Below are 22,713 nucleotides of genomic sequence, written 5' to 3'. Positions count from 1 at the left end.
TAATGTAGCTGGTTTTTTATTTCTTCATTATCCACAGAGAACAAACAAGGTAATAATTGAATTATAAATGGTACTTTTGTAGACTCAAATTGTTTATCCGTAATCCATAGTTTTATGCCATACCAAGATGTTTTAGTTCTTTTCTGGGAACAAGTAAAAGAAAGTGTTCAAGAAGGTCGCTTTGCTAAATTAACCATGGCTAAAACCATTGGTAAACTCGAATTGAAAAACATTTTTGTAAGACCAATCTATTCCGAAGACGATTTTAAAGTCTTAGTGAAATTACGCTATAGACCTAGAGAAGTAGAAGATGAAGAACAAGAACTTACACTAGAAGAAGCTTTTGTGTTTTTAAAACAATATTTACCAAAGCCTTTTGTCTCTATTATTTTATTTACCACAACCAAGGACGTGATTTTTAAAATTAATAAAAAAGGAGCCGCTAGTATTACCGAGAACCCACCAACATTTCATGATGTTATAGAAGCTAAGGAAGATGTTTAAACGACGAAGTATTTGCATTTTGTTTTAAATTTAATACATGAGTAATCATTAAAACAAAATCAAACACAATATAAATGAAAACCGGTTACAGTAATGTAGCTGGTTTTTTTTATGAGAGTTATTTTTATTTTATTTAAAATTCGTTATGTAATAGTAATATAGCTCACGTTGTAAATACTTGAAAAACAAGTTATTATTGCGTTTTAGCGTTCTCATTAACAAGTAAGTAAACCATAGTCATCCCTAAATATAAAATTGCAAAAAAATACTTAAAACACTGTTTGTTAGATGGTTATCTTTTTTTGGAATGTTTATTTTTTACAATAGTCTAGGGGCTGTATTTTTATTAAGCGCTGTCTTTATCTCTTTTTAAAGTTAAATTACGTAGAATCAATTAACTAAAAGTCATGAAAAAGGGTATCTGCATTATCAATTTGTTACTAATATTAATAGTATTCCTTGGATGTGAAAAGGATGATGGGGAATTTAGTAGTCAAAATCAGTCAGCAACAGCACAATTTAAAAGTAGCGTAACTGTAGAAGATGGTATTACAAGTGATTTTCAATCCTGGTTGCAATCCAATGGCTATGGTAGTTATGACTTTTTAAGAAATGATTTAGAAGGCGGTAGTTTTGGAGGTAAAATTAATATGACAGATCAAATTATTAACCAACCCGTTATATTTATTCATGGAAATTCAGACAAAGCTCTTGGAGATGTTTTTGGTCAATCAGGCTGGACAGATTCTCGAGATTATTTTGTGTCGCAAGGGTATTCTAATGCAGAATTATACGGTTTTACTTGGGGTCCTGCAGATGTGTATCAAGCAGGTTCGCAATACCATTCCTATGCATATCTTTCTCAAATAAGAGCATTTATTCAAGCAGTAAAAGCATATACAGGAGCTTCAAAAGTGGATATTATAGGGCATTCCATGGGGGTCACTTTAGGGCGAAAAGCCGTTAAAGGAGGAGGTGGTTATGATGCTGCAATTGGAAATTACAATTTAGGAAATGCCTTAACTTCTTCGGTTGATACCTTTGTTGGTATTGCAGGAGCCAATCAAGGTTTGGTTTCTTGTTATCAGGTAAATGGTGGAACATTAACTTGTGATAATGAAAATGGATTGTATCCAGGTTATTTATGGTGGGGTTTTGGTCCTTACGGCGTTTCAGACTATTTGGTAGATATAAATAGTACTACAAATTATGAAGGAGATTATATATATTCTATTTGGTCATCTGTAGATGAGATTATTGGTTATGGAAACCTGGTTTACGGACAGTATACTTCTAGAATTCCTGGGCAAGATGGAGAAAAGAAATACAGTTCAATACCTTATGGACACTTTAACGTAAAAGATATGACGGAGGCAGTTCAATACCAAATGGTGAAAAATCATTACATTCCTTAAGACAGTATTTTTTATTTGAATTATATGTCTTTCCTTTTACACTATTTAATTTTTAGTGATACTGTTTTTCCTGTAACATTACTTTTGTTGAATCGTCTGGAGACTTCTTTAACTCTATACTTACCAATTATATAAAATTTTAAAGGTCGTTTTTTTATGTAGCCAGGTGGTATCCGCGTGAACAACAAACGAGTTTATTTCTATTGGATTTTCTAAAGCATCAAATGTATAGGCATAGCTTCTTTTTTCTGGTAAACTAGCAGTTACAGTTAATTGATTAGGAGTTTGGCTTAGTACATAAAGACGCTTCGATTGGTTTTGAATTCCGTTTTCTTCAGTAAACGCTTTTCTTTCTTCTAAAACTTTAACGAGCTGACAGCGTTCATTATAGTCAAAATGGATGGTCTGTGTTTTTACATAGGTGTCTGGTCGTTTATATTTTAGATATTCGACTTTGTTTATTTCTATATTTTCTTCTTCATTTTCAAAAGGGACAAAATATAAAGCATTTGTCATTTGCAAGTGCGTCAATAATTGGTTCGTATTGTAGGTGTATGTTTTTATGGTAACCGCTAAACCATCCGTATTATCAAAATGAGACTGACTTATAATTTGTCCGTTATTATTATATATCGCTTCATCAATTACGCCACTTCCATACTCATTGAAATAGGTCTTTTTTACTAATTGATGCTGCTGGTTGTACGCATATTTCACATCGTTTACATAAACGGATGTGTCTTCGGTTACCGCAATAATTTTATTATTTTTAAGCGTGTATATTACATTTAGATGATAAAGGGAATCTGTACTTTGTAATTGAAACGTATTCTTATCTATTTTAGTGACATTATCTATGTCTAACCGGTCTAAAATAGGCGCTGCGCTTAATTCTTTAAAGTGTTTAAAGCTTTTTGTATCCTTTGTAATTATAGTGTCTGCATAAATTACTTTTCCTGTTTTTGCATACTCTGTATATATTTTTTCTAGATGAATTATATCTCCTTTGTAGTTACTTGGATGAAGTATTTTGTCTTCCGATAAAAAAAAGAGCAGCGCATCTTCTGGCGTTGGAAATTCTGGTTTTTCTAAAACGAGTACATCTTTAGTATTCGTTTTAATAATTTTATTATTTACTACACATGTGGATGTATCTATTTGCGCGGAAAGAATATTACATATTAGAAATAGCACTAAAAAAAGAGATTTTTTAAAGAAACTATTGCTAATCCATTTTGTAATCTTAGAAAACGGATTCTTTTTAGTCGAAACAATAGAGTCATATGCAAAGGTAGATGTCCAATGAATTTTACATGGGTTGAAGCCGTCAAAGCAAGCAACGGGTTTTAATTCATAAGCTGCCAAAGTCATTATAAAACGCTCTAAACCACCAAAGGGATAATTTCCAGTAGAAAACTCAACAATGCCAGAATGCTCGTTTATCTTTTTCAGATGATCCATATCTACCTCGAAACCAAATTCTAAATAATTAAAGATGGAAAGTGCATCTGGTTCGCCAAAATAACCTGATTTTTCATTCTCATTTTTGACATAGTTTTCTAAAAACTCCTTTGCATAAGCAGGAATCAGTTCTTTGTATCTATATTTTTCTGGTTCTACTTGTTCATCTAAAAAAGTGTTTAACTCTTCTAATGCAGCTTCTACTTCCTCTTCGGGCATATTATCCCAATCAAAATTAGGTCCTTCATCATCAAACTTAAAACCAGGTTGGCGTACTTGAACCATATGGTTATATAGATTTTTAAAATCTTCAAACTTTGAAGGGTTTTGTATTTTAAATTGGATGTATAGCATATTTTTAAACGTAACTTACGAATGTATGATGTAAACGAAGTTCGATTATTTTTATTGGAAAGACAAATGCTTAAAACCCAAACTGTAATTGCACACTAACTTCTTTTTCTTTTACCACCATCTTTTTCGATTTCTCGGTATTTAAGTTAGATAGAGAAATACCAAGCAATCGCACCGAATTACTCATTTTTTCTTGATACAATAAATCTTTTGCAGTTTCTAAAATAATGCTGGCATCACTTATAAAATACGGCAGGGTTTTACTTCTAGTTTGTAAAGTAAAATCACTGTATTTAATTTTTAACGTTATTGTTTTTCCTGCAACTTTACTTTTGTTTAAACGTCTGGAGACTTCTTCGGCAATATGTTCTAGTTTTTCTAACATAAAAACTTCGGAAGAAAGGTTTTCGTTAAAAGTACGTTCTGCAGCAAGTGATTTTCTAATTCTATTCGGTTTTACTTCACTATTGTGTATTCCTCTTACGATATAATAATAGTAGCGTCCAGATTTCCCGAAATTTTCATCTAAAAATTCTAGTGTTTTCGATTTTAAATCTTTTCCTGTAAAGATGCCTTTTTGGTACATTTTTTCCGCAGTAACTTTACCAACACCATAAAATTTCCGAATGTCTAAAACCTCTAAAAATTCTAAAACCTCTTCAGGATTCACCGTTTTTTGTCCGTTAGGTTTATTATAATCACTAGCAACTTTAGCAATAAATTTATTAATGCTAATTCCTGCCGAAGCCGTTAAACCAACCTCATTAAAAATACGGTCTCTTATTTCTTTTGCTAGTAAGGATGCACTCGGATTCCCTTTTTTGTTTTCAGTGACATCTAAATAGGCTTCGTCTAAAGAAAGCGGTTCTACCAAATCGGTATAATCGAAAAAAATCTTTTTTACTTGTTTTGATATTTCGGTATATCTATCAAAACGAGGTTTTACAAAAATTAGTTGCGGACAATTTCGTCTTGCTTGTGCGCCACTAATAGCACTTCGTACGCCAAATTTTCGAGCTTCATAACTAGCGGCACTTACCACACCACGCGTTCCACCACCACCAACAGCAACAGGTTTTCCGCGTAATTCCGGATTATCCATCTGCTCTACAGAAGCATAAAATGCATCCATATCAACATGAATAATTTTTCGTATTGGTAAATCGCTTGACATGATGTAAATTTAGAAAATAATAGAATGAAACAATTCATGAATAAAAGTATTCTTATCATTTTAATCGTAATTTCTGTAATCTGCACGATCATTTCGTCTTATATAGATAGTAACACCATGCATTATATTTTTAAACCATTGTCTACCATACTAGTTATCTTATTGCCTGTGTTGTATGCTAAAAATGGTTTAAAGCGATATAAAAATATCATACTTATTGGTTTGGTATTTTGCTTAATTGGAGATATTTTTTTAATGTTTGATGCATATTTTATTTTTGGTTTGGCATCGTTTTTAATTGGTCACGTGTTTTTTATATATGCATTTGCTAGCATTCGCGGATTTTCGTGGAATGTAAAAACCCTAATGCCATTAGTGCTTGTCGCTGGCCTTATATTTTTTAAATTAAAAGACCATTTAGGTGATTTACTAATTCCTGTAATTCTATATGTAACGTGTATTGTACTCATGGCTTGGCAAGCAATAAATGTATATGTCTGGAAAAAAGAATATGGCTTTTTGCTCATCGCCATTGGTGCATCTTTGTTTCTGGTTTCCGACTCTGTTTTATCCTATAGAAAATTTATTGGTGATTTTACTATCGCACAATTTTTGGTTTCTAGTACCTATTGGACAGCAATTACCTTAATTTCGCTTTCTACAATTTATATTAATAAGAAAACAAGTGCAGCAATCTAATTTAGAAATAGAACGTAAATTTTTAGTGAAATCTTCTGCGTTTAAAACGGAAGCTTTTAAAAACACGAAAATTGTTCAAGGGTTTTTAAGTACCAATAAAAAAAGAACCGTTCGCGTAAGACTAAAAGGAGAACAAGGTTTTTTAACCATAAAAGGAGCGTCTTCAAAAAACGGATTATCCCGTTTTGAATGGGAAAAAGAAATATCTAAATTGGAAGCAGAAGATCTTTTGAAACTTTGTAAAAAAGGAATTATTGATAAAATACGATATGAAATTAAAGTAGAAAATCATATTTTTGAAGTAGATGAATTTTTCGGTGAAAACGAAGGTTTAATTGTAGCAGAAGTAGAATTGCAAGCAGAAGACGAAGCTTTCACAAAACCAGATTGGCTTGGTGAAGAAGTTACAGGAAATATAAAATATTACAACTCACAACTAAGTAGCAAACCATTTACTACTTGGAAAAAATAAAACAGCATCCTATGAAACAATTTATAATTTTAATTTTTGCTTTAGTAACTGTTGTTGCTTGTAAGGACGAAAGTAAAACGGTTATTGACGAAATTTCAACGGTTCCAAATACAGAGGTCGTTGAAGAAGTAATAGAAGCCGTTTTAGAAGTAAAACAATCTGTTGCTGCGCTTAAAGCGGAATTAAAAGCGAAAGGATTTGAAACTTTTGATTACATAGATGAAAAAACACAAGATACTGTAATCATGCAAAAGTACTTCATGGCATTTTTAAAGAAAGGACCAATTAGAAGTCAGAACGAAGAAGTAGATAAAGGATTACAAGAAGAGCATTTAGAGCATTTAAGTAGAATGTATGACGAAGGCTTTGCCGATTTAATAGGTCCTTTTGGAGACGATGGCGATATTCGAGGTATTACAGTGTATAATGTACCAACAAAAAAAATGGCCGATAGCTTGGCTAATCTAGATCCTATGGTGCAAGCCGGTCGTTTAAAAATAGAAATGCATCCTTGGTGGTGTGCAAAAGGACAATCTTTGCGCTAGTTATTTAGAAATAGTAATCTTGCGCTTTGTTTCATTACCAAAAGTATCTACTACAGTAATAACATGTTTTCCTACTTTAGGTAAAATAGCCATATCATGAATATCTTTTGTGGTACCAACAAAAACAGCATCTACATACCAAAACAAAGTAGTTTCTGGTTTAGAATGTGCAATTTTTAAAACGAGTTCATTCGTATTCCCATCAAAGTCTTTTGGTAAAAAAACAGTGGTATTTTCTTTCGGATAAATAAACTGCATAGAAATAGTATTCTCCCCCAAACAATCGCTTCTAAATCTTGGTAACCGTTTATAAAAAGGATTTTTGGTTTTGTAATAGAATTCCATTAATGGCGGAAGCACAAACCAGGATTTATTGGTAATATTACTAATAGCCTCACACGAAGAATTTACTTGATATTGTTCGTTGGTATCTAAATGTACTAATTTGTGATACGGACAAGGTTTCGTTTTTAAGCCGCTAAGTTGTATAAATTTGTTTTGGGTTTCCTCACAGTTTTCCGTTGCTCTATAGCCACTTTTTTCACAAATGGAAACCTCTTGCATTTCATCAAAAGGTTTAGCAAACCAATCGCTATTTGGCAATGCATCAAAAACATCAAATAAAATGGGAGCAGCAGTTTGCACACCAACCAAACCTGGTCTTCCTTCGCCATCTGCATTTCCAACCCAAACGCCAACCACGTAATCTTTGGTGGTTCCAATTGCCCAAGCATCTCGAAAACCAAAACTGGTTCCTGTTTTCCATGCAATTTGTTTTGATCCGTCAAAAAACTCCCAACTTTCATCACTTTCTGGTCGGTTTACTTCTTTTAAACTTTCGTATGTTAAGTAAATCGAAGCGGCATCAAATAAGGTTTTATCTGAAGTTTTCTTTCCGAAATCTATCTCTTCCGAAGCTAAAAAAGTAGGTTCACAAAATTCGTTGGTAAAATATTGACTCGAATTTTCGCTGTAATGATTTACGGTAGAGGATAACGATGCGTAGCTTTTACATAAATCCCAAAGATTACTTTCTGCTCCACCAAGAACCAAGGTTAATCCGTAATGATTGGCGTTGTATTTTAAATCTTTCAGTTTTAATTCTTTTAAATAATGATGAAATCTATCTAAACCAAACTCCTGAAGCATCCGAACCGCAGGAACGTTTAAAGAACGCGATAAAGCACGACTCGCAGGAACTGCACCATCGTATTCTTTGTTGAAATTCACAGGTGAATAGCTTCCGTATTTCGTTGGCACATCTGCAATTAATGTGTTTGGTAACAAGTCGCCAGAATCTAACATCGCCGCATATAAAAACGGCTTTAAAATGCTTCCTGTGCTTCTCGGTTTGTCTATAATATCAACATCTTTTTGATGCGCTCTATCCGTTGGCGCGTTACCAACATAAGCTAAAACTTTTCGGGTTTTTACATCTAAAACTAAAACTGACATGTTGTAAATTTCATTTTGCTTCAACAAGTTGTAATGATTTTTTACAATAGTATTTGTTTGTTTTTGTAATCTGGAATTAATAGTAGTTTGTACTCGTTTCCCATAATTTGTTTTCGCTACTTTTTGCAATAAATGTGGAGCCATTTGTGGTAAAGGATATGGTTTTTGTGGTAAACCTTCGGCAATAGATAAACTGTAGGTTAGCGAATCTATAATCTCTTTTTCTAATAGTTTTTGAAGTAAACGGTTTCGTTTTACAAGCAATCGTTCTTGATTTTTTCCAGGATAAATCAAACTTGGTGCATTTGGTAAAACCGCTAAAGTGGCACTTTCTGCCCAAGATAATTGGTTTGCGTTTCTATTAAAATAGCGCCATGAAGCAGCATCTATACCAACTACATTTCCTCCAAAAGGAGCATAACTACTATAAAAGGCTAGTATTTGATCTTTGCTTTCGCGGAATTCTAATCGCGTGGCAAGAATCATTTCTTTTATTTTTTCGAAATACGTTCTGGATTGTCCCTTTCTAGAAAGACGAATAACTTGTTGCGTAATCGTACTTCCTCCTCGTTTTACTTCTCCAGATTGTATATTTTGTTTCAGTGCTTTAAAAATAGAAATAGGATTAAAACCAGGATGCTTGTAAAAATATTCGTCTTCAAACTGAATAATACAGGTTTTAAATTTTTCGGGCACCGAATCATTCTGCGGAAATCGCCATTGTCCATCTTTGGCTATTTGTGCACCAAGTAATTCGTTATTCGCACTAGTTATTACTGTTGCTGTCGGGTCTTTAAAAAGTTGCTTCGGTAAACAGAAATAATAAGCAAGAAAAAGCACAACAAGAATTACTGTTTTTATTTTATGCTTTTTTATGTAGGTTATTATTTTCAATATAAAAGATTACCACGTTGTTTATCGCCTAATAAAAGGATTAACTATTAAATTCATACTCGCGCTCTACTTTGCAAATTCTTACATGATACCAACTATACCAATCTTGTCTACCTTTTAGTTGTGCTTGTACATGCTCACTTTGTTGTTTCCAGTTTTTAATATCTTCTAGAGTTTCCCAATAACTTATGGTAATACCAACATCTTCCCTAGCAGATTCTATACCAATAAAACCCTTTTGTTGTTTGGCTAGGGTTTCCATTTTTTCAGCCATTTCCGCATAGCCTTCTATGTTTTTATTTTGTGTGGAAGTGAAAATTAAGGCGTAATACGGTTTCGATTCATTATTCATAAATGACAATTATTTAATTTTTTGCCTTTGTTGGTGGAAAACACCTACAAAGGCAAAAGTGACAAATTATTTAATTTATTTTGGCGTTACCTAAAGGTCAGGCTTTCACTCCTCGCTCTCTTCGAGGAGCTCAAACAAACCGTTCAATCCTTAACGCGCTAATCTGCTATGTTTTTTTTAAAATTAAAAACCAGTGCTTTTCTGTTATGAGATTCCTGCCTGCGCAGGAATTGGTTACTTCACAACTTCAATCCAACGCCCTTTATTCCTTACTAAAAACTCATTATCATACATTGCTTCTGCTTGTATTCCTGGTAGATAGTAAGTTCCTAAATAAGAAGCATTCAGCATGACATTAAAGGTATTGGTATCGTATTTTCCTTTTTTATTTAAATCGAAATAGAAATTCACACGATCATCACGAATATCTGTAAACCTAGCTTGGCTAGTAGTACTGCTTCCAAAGTCTGTAAAACGTGTGTTTACAATTTCCCAACCGGAAGGAAAAATTTGCGTTAGCGCCACATCATTCACCTTTTCATTTTTAAGATTACTCACTTTAACGGTTGCTACAAAATCCTGACCTTGTTGTAACTTAGAAATGTCTATGGTGTTTCCTTGTAAATCTTTATACACTACTGAAACACTTAATCCACGTTGCTCTGTTTTTTCGTTTCCTAAAGGCAGTTTTCCAGAATTTAACACACGAACATAAACTAGATTGCCTTGGTTGTTTTTAAAGGAAAGCGAATTACTTCCTTCTTTAACAATTAAATCTCGCTGTGCAATAGCGCTTTTCGTGTCTATTTCTTCTGTTTTTCCGTTTACCGTATATTGTAGTTTGATTGCTTTTCCGCCATTAGCTTCTACCATTTTTGCCATTGCAAGTAAACTATATGCTGTGGTTTGTGTACTCATCCATTTATCTTTAGACAAATCTTTAGCAATTGTTTTCGCTAAATCTCTTGCACGTGGATCTTTGGTTATTACCATAGTTTCTAATGCCATAGCTCGATTTCTATTGACAGAACCATAAGTGTAATAATTATATCTAGGAGGCAAGAATTCAATATTGGCTGTTTTAGAAATTTGTGTACTTGCTTCACCTTGTCCAGCTAATGCGTAAGCAGCAGCCAAGCGCCATTTTGCTTCGTTAGAAATTTCGGTAAACTCACGAAGTCTATTCATTGCTGCTAAATCGGCACTTCCAGCTAAGGCCAATGTGTATAATCGGTATGCTTGTGCAAGATCAGAGTTATAGGTTTTATAGCTTGGTCGCCAATCCCGAGCGGCTTGTTTTTGGTAGGCAATCCAATTGCTTTTAAAAGTAAGCGGAAGCACAAATCCTTTCTTTTCGGCTTCTATCATAAAATGACCAGCGTAACTGGTTCCCCAATCATTGGCATTATTTTCTCCCATCCAATAACTCATTCCGCCATTTGGTCTTTGAAAATGTCCTAAACGTTTGATGCCGTTTTCTATATTCGATTGGATTTCTTGTTTTTTCTTAAAGGTTAAATCGAAAATATCTTGCAAGTATAACTGCGGAAAAACGCCAGATGTTGTTTGTTCCACGCAGCCATGTGGATACTGTACTAAGTATTGCAATCTTCTAGAAAAATCCATTGGAGGCATGGTAGAAAACTCTACCGTTGCTCTATTGGTTCCAGTAACACCAAAGGTTGTGAAATCTAGATTTTCGGAAGCATTTGCTTCTAGGTCTTTATCTAAAGCTACAGAAGTTATCGGGTTGGTGTTTACAACATCTAATTCGACTTTATAGGTCGATTTTTCACCATTGCCACTGGCAATTACTTCCACCGTATTTATACCTTTTGCTTTACTAACATCTAGTTCAAAATAAACCATTTGTTCGTCTGGTTTTGCAAAAGTTAATGCTTGTGTTTTGCTACCAACAACTTCGATTCCATCGCTTAATTTTAAGCTAATGTTTACCTTTTTAATATTTGGTTCCATAGCAAAAACAGTAACTGGAAGCGTTACTTTTTCGCCCGGACTTAATTTCCGCGGAAGCGTTGCTAATACCATTAGCGGTTTTTTTACTTGAACCGTTTTATCTGTACTTCCGTAAGCTTCGTTTTTAATATCTCCTGCAACAACCATCGTTCTTACCGAACCAATATAATTCGGCATTTTGATTTTATGTGCTTTATTACCGCCAGCATCTAATTGAAAAGGACCTAAAAAAGTTACGACAGGTTTAAAGCGATTTGCTTTTTTGTTTTTACCATCTGCAGCAGCACCATCTCCACCAATAGCAAATATCTGATCTACGCTTCCGGAATATGCACCAATGACATCGTCAAAAACATCCCAAGTTTTGACACCTAAAGCTTCCCGTTTGTAAAATTCGTTCCACGCATTTGGTGTTTTAAATCGTGTTAAATCTAGCAAGCCTTCTTCTACCATTGCAATAGTGTAGGTCATTGCTTTGTTGTTTTTTTCGGAAACAAACACTTCAAATTCTTGTTCCGGACGTAAAACACTAGCCATTTTTAATTGGGGTTCTAGTTTGGTGTTAGGATCTTCCACCATTATTGGAATTACACCATACAAACGAATTGGTAAATCGTTAGCAGTAATAGCATGTGGTTGTAAAAGCGAAATATTGACAAACACATTAGGCGCCATTTTGGAGGTAATAGGAATAGTTACCGTAGTTTCTCCTTTGGTAGTTTTCACCCATTTATGTTCCAATACTTCTGTGCCATTTTCAATACTTACTAAAGCGCGGCCTTCGCTACCTGAAGGAAAAGTAATAGTTGCGGTTTCTCCTACATTATAATTTTCTTTATCGGAAGCAAAGGCTAACATTTTTGCAGCTTCTTTATCTCCAGAAGGTGTATACCAGTTTTTATAAAAGTACGCGGTTCGCCCTGTTGCATGTCCGCTTTTAGGATCAAATACACGGATAAGGAAACGACCTTTATCGTTTTCCGGAATGTTTAAGGTGAAACTAGTTTTTCCGTTAGCATCAGTATTTAACTTCATGTTTTTGTAGGCCTGATGATAGGTGCTGGAAGTGTATGAAGATAGGTTGTCATAGGAAGAATTCCACCACCAACGCCAGTTTATCTTGTATACTTTTACCTCTAAATCATTTCTTTTTATAGGGTTTCCTTGGGCATCTACAACCACAATATCAAAAGTCTGATTTTCGTTAGTCACAAAAGATCCGTAACCTTTTCCTTTTGGTGATTTTAAACCTACAAAAGACTTATAAGGAGCATATTGTTTGGTAAAAGCATCCATAGAAAAATCCCCTCCATTTTCGAAAGCACGAACTAAAAATTGTGCGTTTAACATTCCTGGTGCATTGCTTCCAACACTTAGTTTGGTAGTGATATCGGCTACACCTTCTTCGTTTACTTTACCATCAAAAATGACGATTTCTTCCGTAGAAAAAGAGCGCGATGGATCTCTAAATGTATAGTCAGAATAGTTTTTAAAGCTGGTATATGCATTGCTGAATTTCGCTTTAATTTCGGTTCTAACATTTTTTGCAGGAGCGCCATGTAGCCATTTTACATCTAATTTTCCGTTTAACGGATTTTCACCAGAAAGTACTTCGTCTTCAAAATCGACTTTAATTTTCAAACGATTTGGTTTTACCGTTTCCACTTTTAAGCCTTTATAAAAAGTAGCACCACCAACCGAAACTTTCGCATTCCAGTTTCCTGTTTTGTCTTCGGTAGCAGTAGGAACTGTAAAGGTGTATAAATTGTTGAGGTTATTTGTGGTAACATTTCTATACGCAAGTTTGCCGTTTGCGTCAGTGATTTCCATTTTTACAGGATGCGCTTTTGGTAGTTTGTTTCCTGCATCGTTTAACATAAAAGACAAATGCAAAGTATCTCCTGGTCGCCAAACACCACGTTCCCCATAAATGTATCCTTTAAGTCCGCGTTGTATATGATTTCCAGAAACATCAAACTTGCTTAAGGATAAAGAATTACCATCGTTTAGTTTGATGTAGCTTGTATTATTTCCTTTGGAAACAATGGCGAAAGCAGCATGGTTTTCGACAAGAATTGTGGCCAATCCTTCTGTATCTGTTTTGGTTTTTGCAATTTCTTGTTGCTGAAAATTATAGATAGCAACCGTTGCTCCAACTTCTGGATTGGTGTCTAAAATATTAGTAACCGCAAAGTAATAGTTGTTGTTTGCGCCTTTTTTTGCAATCACACCAATGTTAGATGCTAATAGATTTTGCGCAACAGTTTTGTTGTTATAAAAAGCTTCTTTACAAGGGTTTTTTCTGTCGTTCCAATTGTAATAATTGTTTTGGTAGCTGTAGGTTAGATTGTCCCAATATTCTTCTTCTCGAAGGTCTTCGTCTTCGGTTGCTGTTTCGTTATAATCTTCGTAATAATAGTCTTCTTCGTAGTATTCCTCTTCATAATAATCGTCGTTATCTTCGGAGTTTGTAATGTTAGAATTGCTATCACAATTGTACAGAGCATATTCCTTTTTCATTTCTAATTCTACACGATAGATTGCTCCAGGATCGGCTTTCATATATTTAGATAAATCGATGCTATAGGTTTTCCACTTTCCTGTGTTTTGTGATTCGTCTTGTAAGGTGATGGTTTGCTTTGCAATTCTTCTTCCTACGCGTCGTACATCATTTCTGTTGGTATTGTTAAGGTTGTTATCTTGTAAAAACTGCAATACATTATCTTCAAAAATTTTGATGATACGAACATCAACCGCTTTTAAATTAACCGCTTCAAAATTGAATTTTAGTTCTTCGGAATTAGGTAGAATTACACCATTACTTATTAATCTAATTTGTGGTTTTTCATCTTCAAAAGCAATCAATTCTGAAAATGGTTTCTTCAGTTTATAACCATCGGTATTTGCTATTCCTTGAAAAACATCTACTTGCACATTACCAACCACTTTTGTATTTGGGTACGCTTTTAATACATTGCCATCTACTATGTATTTTGGGTTTTTCACATTCTGAATAGTCACTAAACCATCAAAATTTTGTTGCTTTTTTAAAGGGTCTGAAAAATTGATAGATACGTATTGTTCTGGAGTTTGTATAACATCGACTTTAGTAATGGTAAAGTTGTTTTTACCAGGAATGTTTACCATATTTTCCCCAGCGTTTTCTGCATGAATACTTTTTCCGTTCCATTTTACAAGTATTTGGCTGTCTTCAACCAAACGATGGATGCTATCTATTTTAAATTCGAAAAGTTTTTCTTTTTTATAGGATTCATTCCAAACGATTGCTAAATTTTTTCCGCTTTGCGAAGCTTGCACTAATTGTTTAGCTTCTTCTAACGTAATAATATCTGCTGCGCGAATTACACCTTCTAAGTATTGCCATTCTTTGCTATACGATTGCAAATTATTGGTAACAATATTGAAGTTTGGTGTAATGGTTTTAAACTGAAAAGTATAGGTTTTAAAATCTGTAGGAATGTTATTAAAAATCTTATCCAGTTTAACGTCTACGGTATATTCTGTGTCTGCATCTAGTATTTCATCTGGAACAAAACGCAAAGAATGTTTGTTGTTTACTAGTAGTTTTCCATCCACATGTGGTTTAATAGAAACGATGTTTTCTGTAATCTCTTGGTTTATTTCCCAACCTTCCACGTCATTTGCTAAATTAATTTCAATAGGATTTGCAACAGAGATGCGACCAGAAGAGGTGTAACTTATATAATCTTTAAATTTGAAGATGTTGTCTGTTTCTTCTACTTGTTTTTTACATGAAAATGCTAAAGCCAGAATAAAGGCAAAAGCAAGAAGTTTCTTGATGCGCATAGTGATGGATTTTTAAAGTGAATAGATGTTAAAGATCTGTAATACAATTCCTATTAATATAGATACTCTTTTCTTAAACACTTTAGATTTTTTGTTGCTGTTAAATTCTTCATAAAGTTAAAAAAAGAAGCAGGTATTACTGTGTATTAAAACGAATATTTTTAAGAAATAAAACAAGGGTTCAACAGGTAAATAATTAGTATCTTTGAGAGAAATTAAATAATTCGTAAAAAATAAACAAATATGAAAGCTATTTCTACAGATTTCGGAATGGATGAGGCATTAAAAGCATTAGGTGTTGCAGCGGTTAACGATGGAACATCAACAGGTTCTAATAATTTTTCGAACGGAGATGTTATTGAGTCTTATTCTCCAGTAGATGGAAAATTAATAGGAAAAGTAAAAACGACAACAAGAGAAGACTATGATAAGGTAATGGATGCTGCAACAAAAGCATTTTTATCTTTTAGAAATATGCCTGCGCCACAACGTGGGGAAATTGTACGTCAGTTTGGAAATAAATTAAGAGAATTAAAAGAACCTCTAGGGAAACTAGTTTCTTACGAAATGGGAAAATCTTTGCAAGAAGGTTATGGTGAGGTTCAAGAAATGATTGACATCTGTGATTTCGCAGTAGGTTTATCTAGACAGTTAAACGGACAAACGATTCCTTCAGAAAGACCAGGACACGTAATGAGAGAACAATGGCACCCAATAGGTGTTGTTGGTATTATCTCTGCATTTAACTTTCCAGTTGCAGTTTGGGCTTGGAATACAGCTTTAGCTTGGATTTGTGGTGATGTTTGTGTTTGGAAAGGTTCTGAAAAAGCACCTTTGTGTACTATTGCTTGTCAGAATATTATAGCAGGAGTTTTAAAAGAAAATAATTTACCAGAAGGTATTTCTTCTATTATAAATGGGGATTACAAAGTAGGTGAAATGATGACTACAGACGCAAGAATTCCACTTGTTTCTGCTACGGGATCTACAAGAATGGGAAGAATAGTTGGAGCAACTGTTGCAGAACGTTTTGGGAAATCATTATTAGAATTAGGAGGAAACAACGCGATTATTATTACACCAACTGCAGATTTAAAAGTAGTAGTTCCTGGTGCTGTATTTGGAGCTGTTGGAACTTGCGGACAACGTTGTACTTCAACAAGAAGATTAATTATTCACGAATCTGTTTACGATAAGGTGAGAGATGCTATTGTTGGCGCTTATGGGCAATTAACAATTGGTAATCCTTTAGATGAAAAGAATCATATTGGACCATTAATCGATCACGATTCTGTAAACACATACTTAGCTGCTATTGAAAAAGCAAAAGCGGAAGGTGGAAATGTATTAGTTGACGGAGGTGTTTTAGAAGGTGAAGGATATGAATCTGGTTGCTACGTAAAACCAGCAATTATTGAAGCTGAAAACCATTTTGAAATTGTACAACACGAAACTTTTGCTCCAATTTTATATTTAATGAAGTATTCTGGAGAAGTGGAAAATGCTATTGCAAAACAGAATGGCGTTGTTCAAGGATTATCTTCAGCAATCATGACCAACGAACTGAAAGAAGCAGAGAAATTTCTATCTTATGCTGGTTCAGATTGTGGTATTGCAAATGTAAACATCGGAACTTCTGGTGCGGAGATTGGTGGAGCTTTTGGAGGTGAAAAAGAAACAGGTGGTGGACGTGAGTCTGGATCGGATGCATGGAAAGTATACATGAGAAGACAAACGAATACCATAAACTATTCAGACGAATTACCTTTAGCACAAGGTATTAAATTTGATCTATAGTCGTATAAATTAAAATACATTTGGAAGAGCCACATCGAAAGATGTGGCTTTTTTTTGTTTAAAAACGAGAGATTTAAGCCATTAGTCGATTTTAAAAACAATCTTAAACATTAAAAAGGAATAATATGTTAAAAATTCAATACCTTAATAGTCAATAACTTATAAGATAAATAACGAATGAGTAAAAAAACATCTTACCTAATCGGTATTTTGCTTACTATTATCATTGGTACTATTTTGTGTTGGTGGCTATGTTGCAATTGTTGCAATGCCGAAAGCTGCGATCATAAAAAAGGAGATGAAAAGACTGTAGTAGAAGCTCCGAATGTGATGGAAGCAACGTTAAATCCTTTTTTTATTATGGATGGTGATTATGCTTTTAAGAGTAATGACAACTTCCATTTTAAAGATTCTAGTTTTAGGGTTTTAGAACCTGTTTCAGAGGAATTAAAAAATGTTGTTTTAGATCTTCAAGCGTATTTTGATGCAAACCCTTCCAAAAGAATAGCTACTATAGGTTATTATACGAGTGGGGAAAAAAATAATTCAGCATATCCTAATTTAGGTCTAGCTAGGGCAAATGCTGTTAAAAACTATTTTGTATCTCAAGGCATTTCTTCAAAAATTATAGATACGAAAGGGGAATTAAAAGATAGTATGATTGCTGATGAAAATAAAGTCTTTTTTGGTCCAGTTCATTATGAATTGTTTGCGGTTTCTGAAGATGATAAAGTAAATGAAGAGGTTTTAAAAGCGGCTTGTGAAGCTTTAAAAGCAAATCCGTTGGTATTGTATTTTAATACGGGACAAGCGCAAATTAACTTAACAAGATCGCAACGTGAAAAAATAGCTAATATTTCTAGATGTGTAGATAAACTAGGTGTAAAAGTACTAGTAGTTGGTCATACAGATAATACCGGAAATGCGGCTAATAATGTAATGCTTGGTCAGCAAAGAGCAGATTTTGCTAAAAGCTATTTAATACAAAACGGTATTTTAGGTACAAACATAGAAACAACATCTAAAGGACCTAATGAACCTATTGCAGATAATGCATCAGAAGAAGGTAAGGCTAAAAATAGAAGAACCGTTGTAACAATTAACGAAACTAAAACTTAAAAATATAGAATATGAATTGGTGTATATTAATTCCATTATTGGTTGGCGCAATTTGTGCCTTATTAGGATATTTACTAGGTAAATTATTATCTGGAGGCAACGGCAACGCTGTTAGTGAAGATGTTTATAAAAATAGAATCGCTAAGCTAGAAGCAGATTTAGAGACTTGTAAATCAGATAAGTTTTCTGATATAAATCTATACAAGAATAAAATAACAAAATTAGAAGCAGATTTACAAGCGTGCAAGTCTAGTAAATCTTCAGGGGCAGGAACAGCTGTTTCCTCTTTTGCAGCAGGAGTAGCTTCTGTAGCAAAAATAACCTTTGATGCAGATGCAGCTAAAGCTGTGTTTGGAAAAAAAATTAAACAAGATGACCTAACAGTTGTAGAAGGTATAGGTCCAAAAATAAAAGAGCTTTTTCATACACATGATGTAAAAACATGGCAAGCATTATCCCAATGTAGTTTAGAAAAATGCCAAGAAGTTTTAAATTCTGGAGGAGATAGATATAAAATACATAAACCTGGAACTTGGCCTAAGCAAGCTTTATTGGCCTTTCAAGGAAAATGGAAAGAGCTGTCTGATTGGCAAGATAAATTGGATGGAGGGAAGTAATCTCTTTGTTTTTCAAGCAAATATAAAACCGTTTTAGTAGTCTAAAACGGTTTTTTTTATAATTAAATTATGAATGTTATTTATGGTTTGGTTAGATTTTTGATAACTTTAATGTTGCACATTGGCGTTAAGTTAGTTTTATAAACATGAACAAAAAGCACATATTACATTTATATTGGAGAGCGGGTTTTGGACTGTTGCCTAAACAGTTAGATCTGCTTGCTGCGAAAAGTAAAGAACAAATAATTAATGATTTGTTTTTAGAATCTAAAAAAACATCTCTATTACGCATAAACACAACGGGTCTAGATACTTTTAAAGAGGAAGCAATAAAAAAATCTCCAGAGGTAAAAAAAGACTACAATCTTTTGAACGCAAATTTGATGAAGAAATATAATCATATTTGGTTTAATAGGTTGGCAACTTCAAAAGAAACTTTGCGAGAGAAAATGACGCTGTTTTGGGCAAATCATTTTGTTGCAAAAGATGCTAGAATTAAAAATGTAGAACAATATAATAACCTACTACGAAAACATGCGTTAGGTGATTTTAGACAATTTGTTAAAGCGGTATCCAGAGAGCCTGTAATGATTCAATTTTTAAATTTAAATCAAAACAATAAATCCAAGCCTAACGAGAATTTTGCTAGAGAATTAATGGAATTATTTACGCTAGGAACAGGTCATTATTCCGAAAAGGATATCAAAGAAAGCGCTAGAGCATTTACTGGTTATCGATATAATTTTAAATCCCAATTTGTATTTAATGATAAGCAGCATGATCCTGAAATAAAAACTTTTTTTGAAGAAAAAGGCAACTTTGAAGGAGATCAAATTATAGATATTATTTTAAAGCAAAAACAATGTGCGCGATTTATTAGTGAGAAGGTTTACAAGTATTTTGTAAATGAAGAGATTAATATTAGTCATGTGAATTTAATGACCGAAGTGTTTTATAAAGATTATAATATAGAAAATTTAATGCGCTATGTTTTTGGGTCTGATTGGTTTTATAACCAGGAAAATATTGGAACTAAAATTAAGTCTCCAATAGAGTTATTGATAGGTATTGGTAAAATAATTCCAATAAAATTTAATAAAACAAAAGAACTATTGAAAATACAAATAATTCTAGATCAAAAACTATTGTACCCAACAAATGTAGCAGGATGGAAAGGGGGAAAAAACTGGATAAATACCAATAGTATTTTAGTTCGAATAAAACTACCTACAATGTTATTGGAGAAAGAGTCTTTTACCATTCAGCCTAAAGGAAATTTTACAGATAAATTTAAGTTAGTGTCTGTTAAAAATAAATACCAAGAAAAGTTAGATGTAAGAGTCGATTGGAAATCGTATCAACAAGCGGTTAAAAAAGTATCATCCAATGATTTGATTTCCTCTCTAATTTTAAGTGAAATAAATCTTGGGACACAAAATTATTTAAAGACACTTGGTAGATTAACAAAAAGGAAAAATTTATCAAAAATAATGAGTCTTCCTGAATATCAAATGTGCTAATTATGGAAAGAAGAAAATTTTTAAAAAATTCAGCATTAGCTAGCAGTTTATTTTTTGTCCCAAACTTTTTAAAAGCACTTGAGGATGTAGATTTAAATGGCTTAGGATATAATAAGTTAGTAGTTATACAATTATCTGGCGGAAATGATGGATTAAATACAATTGTGCCATATAGAAACGATTTATACTATAAAGCAAGACCGGAAATTGCTATAAATAAAAACGAAATTATTAAACTAAATGACGAGTTAGGCTTTCACAAAAAACTGTTACCATTAAAAAAATTATATGATCAAGGAGATTTGAGTATAATAAATAATGTTGGTTACCCAAACCCAAGTAGATCACATTTTAGATCTACAGATATTTGGCAATCTGCTAGTAGTTCTAATGAATATACACAAACGGGTTGGATAGGTCGATATTTAGATGAATATGGTAAAAAAGCGCATCAAGCAATAGAAATTGATGATAGTTTATCCTTAGCGCTAAAAGGTGAAATTAAAAATGGTATTGCAACTAGAAGCTCTTCTTCGCTTTATAAATTATTACATGAATCTAATTTTAATAGAATTTTAGATTATCAGAACAGTAATCATTTAAACGAGCATAATTTAGGGTATTTATATAAAACAATGATTGATGCAAAATCATCTGCGAATTACTTATTCGAAAAAACCAAAGGCTATAATTCTAAAGAGATCTATCCAACAAAAAACCCATTAGCTGGTCAGTTAAAAACGATAGCAAAGTTTATTAATTCGGGACTAGATACTAAAGTGTATTATGCAAGTTTAGGTGGGTTTGATACGCATGCCGGACAAGTAAATAGGCAGGAACACTTATTAGATCTTTATGCTAATGGTGTGTCTGCTTTTGTGAGCGATTTAAAAAGAAATAATTCATTTAAAAATACGTTGATTCTTACTTTTTCGGAGTTTGGTAGACGCGTAAAACAAAATGCTGGATATGGTACAGACCATGGAGCTGCAAATAATGTTTTTGTTATTGGCGAAAATTTAAAGCAACAAGGTTTGTATAATGATTTAGCAAGTCTTAGCGATTTAGATGCTAATGGCGATTTAAAATATGAAATAGATTTTAGAACTATTTATGCAACTATATTGAAAAAATGGCTAAAAGTAAACGATAAAAAAATATTGAATAAATCTTTTAAGGAGTTAGATTTTATATAAAAACCTTGTATCTATCTTTAAACGAATAAAGAAAGAAACAAGGTTTAAAGTACTCTGTTGATTAATAGCAATGTAAATGTATAAAAATCAAAGTGATAAATACATGGTAAATATGTATTTGGTAGTGAGAAGTATATAATTGGTAGTGTTTTTTGTATAGTTGGTGTTTAGCTATACTTCACTTTTCGTAATATGCGTAAAGATTCTTTGTAATAAAGATAAGCGTCGTTACTATAGGTTTTTAAAAATGGTTTTGCTTCGGTAAGTTTGTCTATAGCTTCGTGAAAATTATTTAAATAACAAATTAAATAGGATTCTGGAAGATTCATTAAATCGACCTCTTCGTTTTTACGCAGCTTTTGTCCTTTTTTTAATTTTTCTAATAAAGCATTATTTGCATTGTAAATATGATGCAATACTTTTTTATCCAATTGAGGAGCTTCAAATAGTAAATTAGTTTCAATATTATAGCTTGCGTTGTTTTCAAAATGAATTAAAGTTTCTTCTAAAGGATAGTATTTAGATGTGTTTTGTAGACTAAGGTTTACGTATTCAATAATTTTAAAACTATCTTCATCATAGCTTATTGCTACTTCGTCTAAGGTGGAAAAAAACAAACGCACTTGCTCGTTAACCATTTCAATATCTACTCTAGAATAAAAGGTTTTATTACCTATAATTTTCTTTTGTCCAGACCAGCAAAGCACAAAATATTCTTTAAAGACTTTGTATTTAGGATGGTAATCTTTCCGCTTATTTAAAAAAGTAAAAACGCTATCGAGAGTGTGTTGAATGTTGTTTTGCGAATGGTTTTCAATCGCTTCTACAATTTTAGAATTTACATCAATAATATCACTTTTAAAAACCTTTGGCATACTTATGCTACCATCTCTAAAAAAGACTGTACCTCCATAATATTTCCAGATGTTTTTGCGAAGCGAGGTTAAACTATTAATTGGCCGAATAGTTACTAGACCAACTACTTTGTCATCTGGTAAATGTGGAAAAGGAATATTCTCATACTGCACAATTGGCGGATTGGTTAAGTATGCATTTATTAAATTCTGAATTTTAGAATCATCAAAAAAATCAACGCCAACAATAGTATTGTCTTCATCTTCTACACCAATGACTATGTAGGAGTTGTTTTTCGGATTGCTGTTAGAAAGCGCACAAACATGTTTTAAAAATTTCGCTTTTCCTTCTCTTAGGTCAATATTTATTTTTCGCTTTTTATCATAAAAACTGTTCTCATCGTTGTGAGCTAATAGGTTTTTAATAAGTAAGCGTTTGTTAATCATGTTCCTATTCCTGCGAAAGCAGGAATCTTATTA

Annotated in this window: 16 protein-coding genes; 10 read left to right on the top strand and 6 right to left on the bottom strand. The window is 33.0% G+C overall.

Annotated features, from left to right (window positions below; all coding sequences use genetic code 11):
- Positions 1-114 precede the first annotated feature (114 nt).
- Positions 115-504 (top strand): hypothetical protein, encoded by a 390-nt coding sequence (locus tag FG167_RS05010; RefSeq protein ID WP_203460324.1) that lies wholly within the window; start codon positions 115-117, stop codon positions 502-504.
- 407 nt (positions 505-911) lie between these two features.
- Positions 912-1,919, top strand: a complete 1,008-nt coding sequence (locus FG167_RS05005) for a lipase family protein (RefSeq protein WP_203460323.1) — start codon at positions 912-914, stop codon at positions 1,917-1,919.
- A 120-nt stretch (positions 1,920-2,039) separates the two neighbouring features.
- On the opposite strand, the gene FG167_RS05000 is transcribed toward FG167_RS05005, so the two are convergent.
- Both FG167_RS05000 and dinB read right to left on the bottom strand, forming a co-directional pair.
- A complete protein-coding gene (locus FG167_RS05000) occupies positions 2,040-3,734 on the bottom strand; it encodes a hypothetical protein (RefSeq protein ID WP_203460322.1) in 1,695 nt (564 codons plus the stop codon).
- A gap of 70 nt (positions 3,735-3,804) precedes the next feature.
- Positions 3,805-4,908: a DNA polymerase IV gene (dinB, locus tag FG167_RS04995; protein WP_203460321.1), complete on the bottom strand. Its 1,104-nt coding sequence runs from the start codon at positions 4,906-4,908 to the stop codon at positions 3,805-3,807.
- 36 nt (positions 4,909-4,944) lie between these two features.
- On the opposite strand from dinB, the gene FG167_RS04990 reads away from it, so the two are divergent.
- Genes FG167_RS04990 through FG167_RS04980 form a run of 3 tightly spaced genes read left to right on the top strand, consistent with a single transcriptional unit; the run spans position 4,945 to position 6,624 of the window.
- Positions 4,945-5,607 (top strand): lysoplasmalogenase, encoded by a 663-nt coding sequence (locus FG167_RS04990; RefSeq protein WP_203460320.1) that lies wholly within the window; start codon positions 4,945-4,947, stop codon positions 5,605-5,607.
- On the top strand, positions 5,594-6,079 hold the full coding sequence (locus FG167_RS04985; protein WP_203460319.1) for a CYTH domain-containing protein: 486 nt from the start codon (positions 5,594-5,596) through the stop codon (positions 6,077-6,079). Before FG167_RS04990 ends, FG167_RS04985 begins: the two co-directional genes overlap by 14 nt.
- Before the next feature lie 11 nt (positions 6,080-6,090).
- Complete coding sequence (locus FG167_RS04980; protein ID WP_203460318.1) at positions 6,091-6,624, top strand: YciI family protein; 534 nt, start codon at positions 6,091-6,093, stop codon at positions 6,622-6,624.
- Here FG167_RS04980 and pbpC read toward each other — a convergent pair whose 3' ends face one another.
- The 3 genes from pbpC to FG167_RS04965 all read right to left on the bottom strand — a co-directional run bounded on the left by pbpC (position 6,625) and on the right by FG167_RS04965 (position 15,130).
- Positions 6,625-8,973, bottom strand: coding sequence for a penicillin-binding protein 1C (pbpC, locus tag FG167_RS04975; RefSeq protein ID WP_370568406.1), 2,349 nt, complete (start codon positions 8,971-8,973; stop codon positions 6,625-6,627).
- A gap of 40 nt (positions 8,974-9,013) precedes the next feature.
- Positions 9,014-9,325, bottom strand: a complete 312-nt coding sequence (locus tag FG167_RS04970; protein ID WP_203460317.1) for an antibiotic biosynthesis monooxygenase — start codon at positions 9,323-9,325, stop codon at positions 9,014-9,016.
- A gap of 234 nt (positions 9,326-9,559) precedes the next feature.
- The gene (locus tag FG167_RS04965; protein ID WP_203460316.1) at positions 9,560-15,130 is read right to left on the bottom strand and encodes an alpha-2-macroglobulin; all 5,571 of its coding nucleotides are present in this window, start codon (positions 15,128-15,130) and stop codon (positions 9,560-9,562) included.
- A 243-nt stretch (positions 15,131-15,373) separates the two neighbouring features.
- Between FG167_RS04965 and FG167_RS04960 the strand changes: the two genes are divergently transcribed.
- From FG167_RS04960 to FG167_RS04940, 5 genes are all read left to right on the top strand, one after another.
- Positions 15,374-16,927 (top strand): aldehyde dehydrogenase family protein, encoded by a 1,554-nt coding sequence (locus tag FG167_RS04960; protein WP_203460315.1) that lies wholly within the window; start codon positions 15,374-15,376, stop codon positions 16,925-16,927.
- Positions 16,928-17,104: 177 nt separating this feature from the next.
- Positions 17,105-18,046 carry an OmpA family protein gene (locus tag FG167_RS04955; protein ID WP_203460314.1) on the top strand — a complete coding sequence of 314 codons (942 nt, stop codon included), beginning with the start codon at positions 17,105-17,107 and terminating at the stop codon, positions 18,044-18,046.
- Positions 18,047-18,057: 11 nt separating this feature from the next.
- Positions 18,058-18,663, top strand: a complete 606-nt coding sequence (locus tag FG167_RS04950) for a hypothetical protein (protein WP_203460313.1) — start codon at positions 18,058-18,060, stop codon at positions 18,661-18,663.
- Between the two features lie 146 nt (positions 18,664-18,809).
- On the top strand, positions 18,810-20,183 hold the full coding sequence (locus FG167_RS04945; RefSeq protein WP_203460312.1) for a DUF1800 family protein: 1,374 nt from the start codon (positions 18,810-18,812) through the stop codon (positions 20,181-20,183).
- Positions 20,184-20,185: 2 nt separating this feature from the next.
- On the top strand, positions 20,186-21,379 hold the full coding sequence (locus tag FG167_RS04940; protein ID WP_203460311.1) for a DUF1501 domain-containing protein: 1,194 nt from the start codon (positions 20,186-20,188) through the stop codon (positions 21,377-21,379).
- A 167-nt stretch (positions 21,380-21,546) separates the two neighbouring features.
- Here the strand turns inward: FG167_RS04940 and FG167_RS04935 are convergent, their stop codons facing one another.
- A complete protein-coding gene (locus FG167_RS04935) occupies positions 21,547-22,680 on the bottom strand; it encodes an ATP-binding protein (RefSeq protein ID WP_203460310.1) in 1,134 nt (377 codons plus the stop codon).
- Between the last annotated feature and the right edge of the window lie 33 nt (positions 22,681-22,713).

The organism is Lacinutrix sp. WUR7 (genome assembly GCF_016864015.1).
Classification (GTDB): domain Bacteria; phylum Bacteroidota; class Bacteroidia; order Flavobacteriales; family Flavobacteriaceae; genus Oceanihabitans.
The sequence above is the reverse complement of the archived record's forward strand: the minus strand, read 5'-3'. Positions and strand labels throughout refer to the sequence as shown.